Here is a 14,931-nt window from a genome sequence, read left to right as displayed (position 1 = left end):
TCATTCTTTAACGTTATATGCTTGCTATGCAAGCATTATAACGTATTTTCACCGTATTTTTTGTTTAAGTCCCGTTAGTCTGCGGAGGCAGACTTTGTTTTTGTAGTAGCGGTTTCAACCGCCGAAACATCGAGGGAGTAGCCAACCCGGATTTACTTTCAACCTACCATTTTCGCGCGCCGCTGACGGAGGAAAATCACCAAAAGCCCGATCGCACTTACCGCCAACAGCAGCCATTCTTCGGGTTCAGGAACCCCCGAAACATTCAGAGGATTATTCGGCTTACTCAACTGTTCCTTACCAGATTCTACCTCTCTGTCAAATCGATCGCTCTTAGCTTCCGCTGCTTTTAGCTGCTCCCTTTGCGCGTCATTAACTAACACAATCATCGAAGAATAAGGCGTCACCACTTTGAAATTTTTAGCTACTGCGTGCATCGCATCCAGTTGCGTCAATTGATTTGAACTTTTCTGCTTGCTAAGTGCAGTTATCAACTGCCGCGCAGGTATCGGTTTAAACCCTTCATTTCCGGTATCTTTTAGCTCTGTAACAGCCCCCGATTTGAGTGTCTTTTCTGATTTGGAATTTTTGGCATAACTCCAAGCATAGCCATCAACAACGCTAACTGTAGATTGGCCAGAAGCTGCTGTTGTTGCTACTCGCTGCATCGCCTCTTTCATATCCGTAGCAACTCCGCCGCCGCTATCTTGAATAGCCTTTAAAGTTGCGTCGTCGTAGCCGGGGGGCAAACCTCCCAAATGCACTGTCCACAGCGGTGCAGAGATGGAAAGTTTAGGTTTGCGATCGTCCGACAATTCGTAGCTGTGGCGATCGCTCACCAAAAATACAGTATCGTAACTTTTATCGCCCCGCAACTGTGCAAACTGTTGCAGCATATCTTTGAGCTGAATCGTACCGTAAAATGTTACCTTTGCCGCATCGAAATTGCGTACATCTTCCACAAACTTAGGTGGCATTCCTGCAGCACTAGCGATATACAAATCAACAGCATTTTTGCCGGCTGCATTAGCTTTCAACCATTCAAAAGTATCTTTTACTTGCTTATTTTCCGCCGCCATGCTGCGGGAAGTATCGAGAATTACTGCAAACTTTTTGCCTTGCGGTAGCGAGTAATTTGCATCAGCCAGCGGCTTAGCAGAAATGATATTTTCTCCCGGTAGAATCGCCTGCTGCGGTGTTAGCGGTTGCTGTGCGGCTGCGGGCAAAAAGGGTGGCAGCCAAGTTTCTATTGCTTCTTTCCCGCTGTATTTCACCTCTTTTCCGGCGATCGTGCGGCGAGTATTTGGGTTCCAAAAAATGTTGCGTTTTTCAGCCAAAACAGGCATAGCCCAACCCTGTGGCTGGCGCATGACTTTGTAAGTAAGCCACAGGTGCATTTCGGTTGGCCCGTCGGTTTGGGTGAATTCTCGTTTAGCCGGGATTGGAAAAGCCCGCAAGCGGTATTGTTTAGGGCCAATTTGTTCGAGCAAAGCCGGATCTACTCTTTCTCTCACCTGTTGGTTGTAGACTTGCTGGGCTGCACCGCGAGGCGATACAGTAAATACAAAACGTTTGTTTAAATCGCCAGTATCGCCCAGCCAAATCCCTGTAACTGCGGCGCTTTCCGGCAGGGAAAAGTAGTAGAATACTTCTTGCAAGTTCGGTGTTTGATTGTTGTAAACTTCGTAGAGTTGAACGTCGGCCCAATCGCCGTTTTCTTTGACTGTCACTTCTTGCGATTTCAGCCACACTTTTTCTTGATTGACATTCAGCAAACCAGCTTTTGCTTCTTCCCGGTTTGATGTTGACTGCACCGCGTGTTTTACTGCTTCTGTGTCGCCTTTTTGCAGTTCCGTATCGAAGAATTCGCCGTAGAGTTTTTCTGCTTTTTCCACATCAGCACTAGAGCCTTGATACAAAAACGGCGACATTAAAAAATTATAGCTGTTCTGCACCGTTTGAGCCGCTCCGTCAGACAAATTCAAAGTGTTTTTGTATATCTCATAAATGTGGTTGTTTTCTCCCACAGTGCTGAGGTAGCGGTAAGGGGACAAATAAGCGTTAACTAAGCCCGATCGAATCATATCAGACTTGGCTAATAAAGTTTGGCGAACCGTGTCATTTGCGGGGGGAGTAGCCAGCATTTTCAGTGCTGCAACTTGCGGCTGCTGCTGCAAAGCGGAGAAAATAGCCAGCCAAGCTGCTATGACTCCCAAACTTCCGATTAGCGCTTTATTTTTCCCGTATTGTGCAGCAAAAATCAGCCATATTTTCCGCCCGGAATGAATGTAAAGAAAGCCGTACAGCGAAGGCATGACAATGAACAAACTACAGGTTAAACCAAATAATATAAAGGATAGCGGTATCCAAATTAAACCCCAGATCCACTCCCCATATCTAAAGATATCCCAAAATGCTGATACCCATGTAAACTTGAAAAATTCAATGACTACAGTGAAGAATCCATAAAGTGTAAACAATGCCACAGGTACAGCGTAATACATCAGCAATGTTGCCGCCCAAATGCCAACTATTAGCATTAAACTGTGACATCCTAATTGCAGCCACGCACTTCGTTTTTCTCGGATTAAGCTTAAAAAACGATGCTGTTTATTATGGGAAGTTTGAGAATCTGAGATATTTTGCACATTTTCTTTTTTACCCAGATAGCCGTACAGCATTTCCACTGAAAATGCTGCAATGCACAAAGCAATAGTAGCGATAATTTGATAACTAGCTGGGGTGAGTTCTCGCAGCAGGAACAAGCGGAGCAAACACAGCAAAAATAGCGGTGCTTCTACGCCGTAAAACCAACGCATTAGCTCTAGGGGTTGCTTGCTAAAACGCCTAGCTCCTATTACTGTACATACAGTGGGTACTGCGATCGTAGCTGCCATCGTCAAAGAAAACTCTAGCGGGATGGTGCCATCGATTGTCGCCATAATTAATGGCACTCCTATAATCGGCAAAATTCCCAAGTAAACAATCGATAAAAAAGTCAAATTCCACAGCCAAAAAATTGTTTTAAAAACTCCATCAAATACCTGTTTAATTTTCATTTATTTCTCCTTGTAAGCTTTGTTTAACGGTATCGTGTACATTACTAGCAAACTCTTTTACTTCATGATTTTCAGCTTGTAGCGAACTGTCAAATAAAATGGAAACTAGCACCCAATTGTGATTTTTGTGGGTGAGGTCGCTGCCGATACGGGACAAGAAGTTATCTGTAGTTAACTGTGCCGATTGCAGCCAGTATACTGCTGATAATTGGTTGTTTTTGAGAGACAGCCAGCGCGCTGTTACTGAAGGAGTTAATTGTTTTTTTTCTATGCGATTGACGGGAATTCCGCTCGCTACAAAACACAACTCGGGGGCGTGATAAGTTTGCCAGGATGTGCTCGCTACTGTGAGCATGGAACCGCGCAACTTGCCGGCGACAAATCTGATTTTTTGTGTTTGCGTGTCTGGATAGTTGCCAAAGAATTTTTGTTCGCTAGTATTCAGGGGAATCGACTCTGATTTAATGTATTCAGGTAATCTTAAAGGTGCGCTCGCCATTCTTGACGTTTCTACATGAGACAGTTGAGCCATGACTGCCAAAACTGTGACTGCGGCAATTATTCCTGGTTTAGCTAAAGGGTGATTTTCGAGTATTTCTGAGTTGGGTTTTGCAGAAATACCGCTGGTTTTTTCTGGCTGAAATTTCGGTACTCGGTGCAGCATTAACCAGGTCACAAAACAAGCACATACTAAACCGACTATTCCCAGAGGAACGTGAATAATTTCGGCTAGTTTTGGCTGTTTAAACACTTCTGAAACCAGGACTAACACGGCAACCCGCGCCGCGTTAGCAGACACCAACATTAAGAGATTAGCAGCGCCGACTGCTACCCATCTTAAACTTAATTTACGCCCTTCCAGACAGGTAGCAGCTAGCAAAAATAGCGTTCCCACTAAGAGAGTTTTAATGCCGCTGCAAGGCACGTCAACGTGAGCAATGCCGTTTTCCAAAACGATAATATCGTAAGAAGAAATAGCCCCAATGTGCAGCATTGAGAGCAACTGTTCTACTACCTGAGCAGTGATCACTCGCGCCGGCAAACCTAATCCGCTATTAAACTGACTGTTGAATGGTAAAATACAAGCCAGCAAGCCCGCAACTGGCAAGTTTTTTTGCCAAAAGTTCGGCTCCACCAATAAGCCGCACAGCCCGTAAGTTCCGAGGATAAATAGCAGGACAGTAATTTGTTTGATATCAATTATGTACTGAAGGGCGATCGAGCAAATACCCGCACCCAACATCAACAGCAGCGGATCTCGCCTCAAAACGAAATTTGGTAAAAATCCCGGCGGGCGATCGGAGTTCCCAGTCGATCGCACTACTAATGCTACAATCAAAAAACCAATTACTATCTTGTACAGTGTGGGTATCTCAACAAACGAGGATAACACCCACTTAACAGCCGAGATATTGGCCCAAAACCAAGCAAGGGCTAACAAACAAGGAGCCCCCCAAACCAAATTAACCCCAGAATTGGGACTGATAGCATCTGGAAGGTCAGAATTGGGAATATTGGTGCGCTGCATGATACCGCTTGACATTCACGTTGGTGACATCTTAGCTCAGCAAAATTAGTAATGTCTAGACCGGTTATTTAAGTTTTGTCAAGCTTCGATTTTCTCTACAGAGAAGCTAGCGTTATAATAATTAATTTTATTGGAGGTAAAAATGACCGAAAAAAGCCCAGGATACAAAATTGTTAGCGATAACCGACAAGCGCGCCATCTCTATGAAATTATAGAGACATACCAAGTGGGAATCGAGTTGAAAGGAACCGAAGTCAAATCTATTCGGGAAGGAAAAGCCAATTTACGGGACGGATATGGCTTAGTTCGGAACGGCGAACTGTGGCTGATCAACGTTCACATTTCGCCTTGGAGAAGTGCTAGCAACTATTTTAATCACGAACCCCGCCGCACCCGTAAATTGCTGATGCACAAGCAGGAAATTCGCAAATTAATCGGCAAAGTGGAAGAAAAAGGGTTGACTTTAGTGCCGTTAAAAATGTATTTGAAAGGCGGCTGGGTAAAACTGGATATCGGTTTGGGTAAAGGGAAAAAACTGTACGACAAGCGCGAAGATTTGAAGAAACGCGAAGATAAGCGGGATATGGAAAGAGCGATGAAGCAATTTTAGTCATCCGTCATTAGTCATCCGTTATTAGACATCTCCGAAAAAGAAACTGAAACCTTTGCTACTCAAAGGTTGAAATTGAATTTCGGAAGATGTTTATTAGTCAGAAGTAATTAGTAATTAGTGATTAGTGATTATCCCTAGTGATTGATTATTTTAGCTCGCGTTCGGTTAATTACTCATCATAATATTTCTCAATATCTCCCCTTTAGGATTTTGAAGACTTCCATCGTCACTACAAACTTAATTAGAGTTATTTCAACGGAGTCCATCTTCTCGGCTCTCCTGGGGTTGTGCTGGAAACGGTAGTGTGAGCGTCTCCCTTACCCAGGCTTTCGGACTCCTACCACAAGAAGTTTTATTTTTATTATCGCCTAAAACTCAGGCGAGCCATCTTATCTCCTAATACAGTCGCATATTGGCGATCCTCGCCTCCAAAGTAAGTATTATTACTTATCGAGAGCCAACAGTTGTGCCTTCTTCCGGGTTCCGGCTTCCCGGTTCTTTTTTTCTGAAAATATCCGGATGGCTTGTGGAGCCTCATGAATGATTAACCTATGCTCGAATACATCTGGGTAGTGGGAGCATTACCCAAGCATTTGGCTGTGGACTGACAAACTCTTATGAGAAATAAGCTCAAACCTGAGTCATTTCGTAAGATTATGATGCCATTAGGGTGGCCATTAAATCTCGCAAACAAAATATCGCCCAACTCTCAAGTTAAAAAATGCTAAAAATGACACCATTAGCTAATATTTTCAATGCCCTGAAAGAGCCAGCAAAAAAGCATCAGAACTGCAAGTGGGGAGCTTTCTTGCTGATGCTAGCAGTAGGCTTTGGTGGCTGGAAAATTGCTTTGCCCGAACTGGCATCTTTTTTTAATAATATTGCGTTTGAAAACTACAAAGCCAATCGATTGGCTGATACTCAAAAAGCATATGAGTTAGCGCTCTGGGTAGATCCAAAAAGCCGAACAGCTCTTTACAATTTAGGATGGCTTTGCGAAGAGGTGCAAGATTTACAATGTGCCCGAGGGAAATATCTGCAAGCTGCAAAACTCGGTCTGCCTGCTGCTTACAGCAACCTGGCTCGGTTATATATAGTTGATCAAAAAAACTATCCGGCTGCGGTTCACTTCCTGTGGCAAGGTTTGAAATTAGCTGAGGATGATCGAGTAAAATATTCTTTACTCAAAAACTTGGGATGGGCTCGCCTGGAACAGGGTCGATATTCAGAGGCATTGCAACATCTGGATGAAGCGATTAAACTTGATAGTGAAGGACCAGCAACTTACTGCTTAAAAGCGCAAGTCCTAGAAAAAATGAAAAATACTAAGGCAGCGCTACCGCAGTGGAAAATTTGTCTAAAGTATGCGGATTCTCAAGAATTCGATGAGGATATATGGATAGGGATGGCACGTCAACGATTAAACGAGGAAAAAACAAATAAATGAAACGCACAGTTTTGTTTTCATCAACCATACTGGCAATTATAACGGTACTGGAGCTAAGTCAAGCCTCAACAGCACTGCCAACTCCTTCGACTGTTAAAATTACAGTTAATGAATCAGTCGAAACGCCGTTCGACTCCAATCAATCGACGTGGCGGCGGTGCAGAGATAGAGATGGTGGAAAATATCCGTGTCCCAGATTCATCATGCCTCCGGAGAGCGAAGAATAAGAGTTATTTTCAATAAATTTTGTAGAGTGTACCATCAGCGCTTTACACCAACAGGTATGTAGTATGTAGTAGTATTATGTAGGTGCGCAGTGCGCACCTTACTATCGATCATTGCTGTGTCCTTACAGCCACCATGTAGCGATCACTTCGATATCCGCTAAAGGCTGATTTGTCCAATTTACTCGTCCCACCTTCTGAGCCGCTTTTTTCGCTGCTTCGCCGGAAATAATATCATCAGCTTCAACTTGCTTCAAACCTCGGTCAACTTTGTCAAGGAAGTAAACCCTCTTCATAACTTCCTCAAAAGTAATCTCTGGTGGCATTTCCTCTACGACCTTTAAGACTCTATATTTTACTGTAATATCTGACATGACCCAGACTTTTTTTGTTGAGTCTGCTCTAGAATAACAGTCTCTGTCCTCGTATCAGAGTAGTCCGTGTCAGTAAATCTACAGAATCGTAGATTTACTTAGTTAGGCTAACAAATTTAGGCAGGACGAAACCTAGACTGAAACTGGATTATATAAATTAGAGATTCAAATTTTACCGATAACCTCTAATTTTCAAAGTGTTTCAGATAGATAAAAAGCAATCAGTAGCCTCCGTCTAATTACTGAATACTGGGAAATACTCAGTATTGAATGAGCAGTTTGGACAGTTGGCTAAACAGTAGTTTTGCCGATGGCTCTAACAAAAATTTTAAGTTACAATTGCTTCAAGTGATGAAAGTGCCTTCACTCTTTCGTAGGGACTCCAAGTTGTGACTGCATCAGTCTGATTTCCTTTGACTGGTTGCCATCAATGTGAGGAGATTTTAAGGAATTCCATGTTAGGGATAAGCCGCTACTTCAAATTTTTTGGAAGAGGTGGCATTCGGCTCTAGCTAAATTCAACTACTAACTTGTTGTCCATTACTTGAGGAAAATTGAGATGAAAACCCTTCTAGATATAATAGAGAAAAAGAATCAGGAGTTTGCTCAGTTGCCGTTTTTCGAGTATATGAAAGATGAAAGTGTTGAGCCTCGCCAAAAACTGGCATTTGCGCCAGTGATTACCCCACTGGCGCTGGAGTTCAGCGAGTTGTGCAAGCGGGTTTTGCGACAGGAACCCACGACAAACAAGATTCAAGAAATGGTGAATCGGCACACTTATGAAGAACATTTTCACTGGCAATGGCTGCTGGAAGACATGGAGAAGATGGGCATGAATTATTCCATGCCTTTCAGCGACGTTGTACGATTCATTTGGAGTGAGCACACCAAGGTATCTCGCTCCATGCTTCCTCTGTTTGAACGCTACACCTACCAAGCCGATCCGATCATGAAGTTGGTGGCGATTGAGGTTTCTGAAGTCACAGCCAATGTTTTTTTCCGGGCAACCAATCCGGTGGCAATGCAACTGCAAGCCATGACTGGGGATGAATTACGCTATTTTGGTATGTGTCACAATCACATTGAAAATACCCACACGCTCCATACTCCAGCATCTTTGCAAGCCATCAGAGATATTGAAGTGCCAGAGGAGATTCGCCAACAAGCGATGGAGTTTATTGATGTCGCCTTTGACTATTTTGCAGAACTGGTCAATGAATTTTTGGTTTACATCAAAACTCATTCCTACGAAAATCAGTTTGGCAAGGCGGCTCTTTCAGAGCGAGCGTTGAGCGCCGTCTAATTTATTGCCATTGGTCAGTTTTTGTAGCGATGGTAGAGGGGATAACGCTTCTGTTCTACCATTATTTTTCAGTAGTATTACGTTTATACTTACAAATGGCTTGTACTCTATCTATTCGATCGGTTTATGCTGAAAAAAATATGAGTGTAGTGTGAAAGTAACCTTGAGAGTGGATAGAATGAATCCATTGTCTTGAACAGGGTTTATGCTAAAGAGCTTGATGGGAATTCCAGGGTATCGAATTCATGAAACGATTTACACCAGTTCCAGAACGGTGGTTTACCGGGGCTGGCGAGAGTGGGATCAAACCCCCGTTGTGATCAAACTTCTAAAAACGGCTTATCCCAGCCTGGTTGAATTAGCACAATTCAAGAACCAATATGCGATCGCCCAAATTTTGAACATGGCTGATGTTGTCCGTTTCTATAGTCTGGAGACCTACCAAAATCAGCTTGCTCTAATTATGGAGGACTTCGGAGGAATTTCACTCAAGGAGTATGCAGCGCTTTGGGGCCAGCAGTCTGAAGTGAACACCTCACTTCATAAGGCTCCTCGCTACGAGCCACTGTTTCTCACCGAATTTTTGCAGATTGCGATCGCCCTCGCCCAATCGCTCAACAATCTCTACCGTCATCACATTATTCATAAAGATATCAAGCCTGCTAATATTCTGATTCATCCCACCACCAAGCAGATTAAGCTGATTGACTTTAGCATCGCTTCCCTGCTGCCCAGAGAAACGCAACTTTTGACCAGTCCTTCAGTGCTGGAAGGAACGCTGGAGTATTTATCCCCCGAACAAACCGGGCGGATGAACCGGGGCATTGACTACCGCACGGATTTCTATTCGCTAGGCATCACCTTCTACGAATTGCTCACTGGCCAGTTGCCGTTTCAATCGGACGATGCGCTCGAACTGGTACATTGCCACATCGCCAAACAAGCCCCCGCCGTCCATAACCTGAATCCTGCCGTGCCGCCGCTCCTCTCGGAGGTGGTGAGCAAACTGATGGCGAAGAATGCCGAAGATCGCTATCAGACCGCCTGGGGACTGAAGCACGACCTGGAAACCTGTTTGCATCAATGGAACGCAACGGCCATCATTGTGCCGTTTAAGCTGGGACACCGGGATACTTGCGATCGCTTCGTGATTCCTGAAAAGCTGTATGGTCGGGAAGCGGAAGTGACCATGCTGCTGGCAGCCTTTGAGCGGGTGCAGCAGGGTGCCACCGAACTGATGCTGGTGGCGGGCTTTTCCGGCGTGGGCAAAACGGCCGTCGTCCATGAAGTGCACAAGTTGATCGTGCGCCAACACGGGTACTTCATCAAAGGCAAGTTCGATCAATTCCAACGCAACATCCCCTTCTCGGCGTTGGTGCAGGCGTTCCGCGACTTGATGGGGCAACTGCTGACCGAGAGCGATGCCCAGATCGATCTATGGAAGACCAAGATTCTGGCTGCACTGGGCGAGAATAGCCAGGTGATCGTCGAAGTAATTCCAGAACTCCAACGAATCATTGGTGAACAGTCTCCTGCGTCGGAACTGTCCGGGAGTGCAGCCCAAAATCGCTTTAATCTGTTGTTCCAAAAGTTCATCCAGGTTTTCACCACGCAAGATCATCCCCTGGTGGTTTTTCTGGATGACCTGCAATGGGCAGACTCCGCCTCGCTCAAGCTGATGCAACTGCTGATGAGCGAAGCAAAAAGCCACTATTTGCTGCTGGTGGGTGCGTATCGGGATAACGAAGTTTCGCCCGCGCATCCGTTAATGCAGATGATCGAAGAACTGCAGCAGGCATCGGTCACGGTCAATAAAATTGCTCTAGCTCCCTTGACCCCCATCCACCTGAATTACTTGATTGCCGATACTCTAAATGCCTCACCAGAGCAAGCAATTGCCTTGACAAAGTTGGTGCATCAAAAGACCCAGGGGAATCCTTTTTTCAGCAATCAATTTGTTAAATCGCTTTATGAGGATGGACTGATTGTATTTGATGCCTCGGTGGGCGGTTGGCATTATGACATCGCCCCAATCCGCGCTATGAGCCTGATTGAGGATGTGGTGGAATTTGTGGCCAAGCAATTGCAGAAGTTGTCGCTGGAAACCCAAAATGTCTTGAAACTGGCGGCTTGTATTGGCAACCAGTTTGACCTGGAAACGTTGGCGATCGTGTATGAGCAATCTCCCACAGAGACGGCTGGTGCTTTGTGGCAAGCCCTCAAAGAAGGAGTGATTTTGCCCAACGGCGAGGGATACAAATTATTCCCGGCCGATGGTTGGACACTTGTGAAAGAAAATCCCCTCATCCCTAGCGCTCAGGAAAAACCGATCGTCTCCTACCACTTTCTTCACGATCGCGTCCAACAAGCAGCCTACTCGTTGATTCCAGACGATGACAAACAGGCGACTCATCTCAAAATCGGGCAACGGCTGTTGAACAATGTGCCAGAAGCCGAGCGAGAAGCCAACGTTTTTGAGATTGTGAATCACCTGAATATCGGTATCGAGTTGATGCGATCGCAGGACGAGCGGGAGCAACTCGCTCAACTCAACCTGATCGCAGGACGCAAAGCCCTCGCTTCCACCGCACACAAAGCTGCTATTGAGTATTTGACCGGGGGAATCCGCTTGCTGCGATCGGACTGCTGGCATCGTCAGTATGCGTTAACCCTGTCTCTGCATGAGTCAGCGGCTGAAGCGGCTTATCTCTGCGGAGCCTATGAGCAGATGGAGCAACTGGGTGAGGCCGTGATGCGGCAAGCCAAGACTTTGCTCGATCGCGTGGGCATTTACGACATCAAAATTCAGGCCTATACAGCCCAAAATAATGTGCTGGCTGCGATCGCGATCGCTCGGCAAGCGATGGCACAGTTCGGCCTCGTTTTTCCTCTTGAACCCACCCCGGCTGACATTCAGGCAGCCCTCCAAGAAGCGGCTGTTCTGCTGGGCGGGCGTAATCCAGAAGAACTGGTCGATTTGCCGATGATGACGGCGACAGACAAACTGGCGGTTGTTCAAATTGTGGCCAGTGTGGCTCCCGCTGTTTATATTGCCGCCCCAAATCTGTTTCCGTTGCTCATTTTGTCGCAGGTGAAAGCCTCGATTCAGTATGGTAATGCGCCCTTTTCTGCGTTCTGCTATGCCTGCTACGGAATTCTTCTAAGCGGGATTTTGCAAGACGTTGAAGTGGCAGATCGGGTGGGCAAATTGGCGTTAGGGTTGAATGCCAAGTTGAATATCAACGTCATCAAGCCCACGGTTTTATATGTCGTGGGTGCTTTCATCATCTATCTGAAATCTCATCTCCAGAATGCTGTGCAGTTGATGTTGGAAGGCTATAAAATTGCGCTCGACACGGGAAATATCTACTACGTCGGCTTCAATGCGAAAGATATTTGTCAGTATTCCTATTTCCTGGGGCGGGAACTGCCTCGGCTAGAGGAAGATATGCAGGCTTATAGTTTTGTCCTGGAGAATTTCCAACAAACTACCACGCTCAACTACTGCCGGATCTATCATCAAGCGGTTCTTAACTTATTAGGCAAGGCTGAGAATGCTTGTGTTCTGACTGGTCAAGCATTGAACGAGGAAGAATTATTGCCTCAGCTAATTGCTGCAAATGAATTTACAGGACTGCACTATTTCTACGTTCATAAACTAATTCTCTGCTATCTGTTTGGTGATCTGTCTTTGGCGATCGCAACTGCTACTCAAGCCAGACAGTATCTAGGAGCAGGCACCGGATACGCCACGATTCCGGTCTTTCAGTTTTATGATTCCCTCACTGCGCTGGCTGCCTATCCTACTGCTACACCGTTTGAACAGGCAGAATTGCTGCAACGAGTGACTGAGAACCAGCAAAAAATGCAAACCTTGGCCAGTCATGCGCCCATGAATTATCTGCATAAATTTGAGTTGGTGGCAGCGGAACGGTGTCGGGTGTTGGGTCAAACGGCGGTCGCGCTCGATCACTACGATCGCGCGATCGCGGCCGCCAAAGCCAACGAATACACGCAAGAAGAAGCCCTTGCCAACGAACTTGCAGCTCGATTCTATCTAGACTGGGGCAAAGAAGCGATCGCTCAGGTTTACCTGACGAATGCCTATTATGCCTACGGACGCTGGGGCGCGAAGGCAAAGGTAGATGACCTGGAACACCGCTATCCCCAACTCTTGGCTCTGATCGTGCAAGGCGAGGATGCAAGCTCTCCCATCCGGGGCGTACGCTCCACTACCACCGGGGCGGGACGTAGCAGTTCCAGCATTTCCGAAACTCTAGATTTGGCAACGGTGATCAAAGCATCTCATGCGCTGGCGGGAGAAATTGAGTTGGAGAAGCTACTGGCAACGTTGATGCAGGTAGTGGTTGAAAATGCCGGAGCCGAAAAATGTGTACTGCTGCTGCGACATGAGGAAAATTGGGTGATTGCCGCCCAAACCGCGACCAATGTTGAGATCGAAACTCCGTTAGAAGTGGCGACCCAGCGCTCCAAACTCGGTGAGAATTCGGCGTTTGGCTTGCGCTCGCGACCCCTGCGATCGAGCCGCGACATTCCCCACTCCGTTGTCAACTATGTTTCCCGCACTGCCGAGCCTTTAGTGCTGGATGATGCCCGACTGGAAACGACCTTTGCCACCGATCCCTACATGATTCAACAACAGCCCAAAAGCTTGCTGTGTATGCCAATCTGTAATCGCGGCAAGTTGATTGGCATGGTGTATCTGGAAAATAATTTGACTATCGCCGCTTTCACTCGCAGCCGTATGGAAGTTCTGCGGTTGCTCACGGCGCAGGCAGCGATCTCGCTGCAAAATGCCATGCTATACAACAAGCTTGCCCTGGCAAAAGCGCAACTGGAGCAAGCAAACCACACGCTGGAAGAGCGAGTGGATCAGCGAACTCAGGAATTGCACGAGAAAAATCAACATCTCTCTACCACCCTAGAGCAACTGCAACGCACGCAAACCCAATTAATTCAAACTGAGAAAATGTCAGGGTTGGGGCAACTGGTGGCTGGAGTGGCTCATGAAATCAACAATCCAGTGAACTTCATCTACGGCAATCTGATCCACACTGCTGAGTATACGGGGCATTTACTGGACTTAGTGGAGCTTTATCAACAGACCTATCCAGCGACCAACCACAAAATTGAGGAGAAGATTACAGAAATCGACTTGGACTTCCTGATTGAAGACTTGCCCAAGATACTGAGTTCAATGAAAGTAGGGGCCGATCGCATTCGTCAAATTGTCCTATCCCTGCGAAACTTCTCGCGACTGGATGAAGCAGAAATGAAGCCTGTTGACATCCATGAGGGAATTGACAGCACACTCATGATTTTGCAAAATCGGCTGAAAGCAAAACCCGATTGTCCTGCCATTGAAGTTATCAAAGAATACGGCGATTTACCAAGGGTAGAGTGCTATGCAGGCCAGTTGAACCAGGTATTTATGAATATTCTGGCAAACGCGCTTGATGCTTTAGATAACTACAACGCTCAGCGTTCTGCCAAAGACGCACTCAATAATCCAAGTTGCATCACAATTCGGACTAAGTTATTGACTAACAATACTCAGCCTAGTCATTCTAAAAGAGTGGTGATTCAAATTCAAGACAACGGTTCGGGGATAACGCAACAGGTTCGACAACAGTTGTTTGACCCCTTCTTCACCACAAAACCTATTGGTCAAGGGACTGGATTAGGACTGTCAATTAGCTATCAAATTGTAGTTGCTAAACATGGTGGCTCCCTCCAATGCTTTTCTGAACCCGGTCGAGGGGCTGAATTCTGGATTGAAATTCCTGTTAGCCAAACCAGTAGTGACTGTACTGCCGTGGCTAACTGAGTATTCGTAGGGCTTGGAGGAGCGGTATTTGGGAAATAAGGGCTAGAATCCTTGCTGGACAAGGGTTTCAATTGCTACAAAAGCGGATGGTGTCAGCGGGGCTATTTCTGGGTCATATTCCTGTACCGCTAGGGAGCGCGACCTTCACCAACCGCTGAGGGATATTGCTGGCGGCTGATTGGCAAACATCCCAGGAGAGCGAGTGTATGAGTTGCGGGTGGACGTTGAAGGAGATTGAAGGCGATTCAGAGTATGCGAGCTAGCGTGAAACCATTACTTCAGCTTCGAGGCTCTTGTTTTTACCTGAATCAGCAATCTTTCAGCGCTTTGTGGAATGGCATCATCAGGGTGCCTATCCTGAATGTCAATTAATCGCACCCCCATATCTTCTACTTCTTGAAGCAGAATCCATTCATCGGGAGTCCAAACATCTCGAAGATTGTCAGGAGCAACACCTAAGGACTGAAAAATAAATAACTTGATGAAGTATTAAGTTTGAGGTAGGGCTCTATAGTTCCATTTTGGCAAGTATTCA

At 46.0% G+C, this 14,931-nt stretch carries 8 protein-coding genes; 5 read left to right on the top strand and 3 right to left on the bottom strand.

The features are described 5' to 3' along the window. Positions 1–158 precede the first annotated feature (158 nt). The gene (locus QUA70_RS26500) at positions 159–3,059 is read right to left on the bottom strand and encodes a TIGR02921 family PEP-CTERM protein (protein WP_333350788.1); all 2,901 of its coding nucleotides are present in this window, start codon (positions 3,057–3,059) and stop codon (positions 159–161) included. Next, complete coding sequence (xrtO, locus tag QUA70_RS26495) at positions 3,049–4,602, bottom strand: exosortase O (RefSeq protein WP_333335720.1); 1,554 nt, start codon at positions 4,600–4,602, stop codon at positions 3,049–3,051. The genes QUA70_RS26500 and xrtO overlap by 11 nt, the downstream gene beginning before the upstream one ends. A 127-nt stretch (positions 4,603–4,729) precedes the next feature. Here xrtO and smpB point away from each other — a divergent pair, with 127 nt between their 5' ends. From smpB to QUA70_RS26480, 3 genes are all read left to right on the top strand, one after another. Next, positions 4,730–5,197, top strand: coding sequence for an SsrA-binding protein SmpB (gene smpB / locus QUA70_RS26490; protein ID WP_333335723.1), 468 nt, complete (start codon positions 4,730–4,732; stop codon positions 5,195–5,197). A gap of 733 nt (positions 5,198–5,930) precedes the next feature. Then, a complete protein-coding gene (locus tag QUA70_RS26485) occupies positions 5,931–6,647 on the top strand; it encodes a tetratricopeptide repeat protein (protein ID WP_333335725.1) in 717 nt (238 codons plus the stop codon). Beyond that, a complete protein-coding gene (locus tag QUA70_RS26480) occupies positions 6,644–6,874 on the top strand; it encodes an Osc7112_2153 family protein (protein WP_333335728.1) in 231 nt (76 codons plus the stop codon). Before QUA70_RS26485 ends, QUA70_RS26480 begins: the two co-directional genes overlap by 4 nt. A gap of 122 nt (positions 6,875–6,996) precedes the next feature. Here the strand turns inward: QUA70_RS26480 and QUA70_RS26475 are convergent, their stop codons facing one another. Then, positions 6,997–7,245: a hypothetical protein gene (locus QUA70_RS26475; protein WP_333335731.1), complete on the bottom strand. Its 249-nt coding sequence runs from the start codon at positions 7,243–7,245 to the stop codon at positions 6,997–6,999. Positions 7,246–7,804: 559 nt separating this feature from the next. On the opposite strand from QUA70_RS26475, the gene QUA70_RS26470 reads away from it, so the two are divergent. Further along, positions 7,805–8,548, top strand: coding sequence for a hypothetical protein (locus QUA70_RS26470; RefSeq protein WP_333350784.1), 744 nt, complete (start codon positions 7,805–7,807; stop codon positions 8,546–8,548). A 205-nt stretch (positions 8,549–8,753) separates the two neighbouring features. Further along, positions 8,754–14,396, top strand: a complete 5,643-nt coding sequence (locus tag QUA70_RS26465; RefSeq protein ID WP_333350782.1) for an AAA family ATPase — start codon at positions 8,754–8,756, stop codon at positions 14,394–14,396. Positions 14,397–14,931 lie beyond the last annotated feature (535 nt).

This window comes from Microcoleus sp. LAD1_D5 (assembly GCF_036702115.1).
In the GTDB taxonomy this organism is placed as follows: domain Bacteria; phylum Cyanobacteriota; class Cyanobacteriia; order Cyanobacteriales; family Microcoleaceae; genus Microcoleus.
Note: the sequence above shows the minus strand (reverse complement) of the source record. Positions and strands in the feature narration are given on the sequence as shown.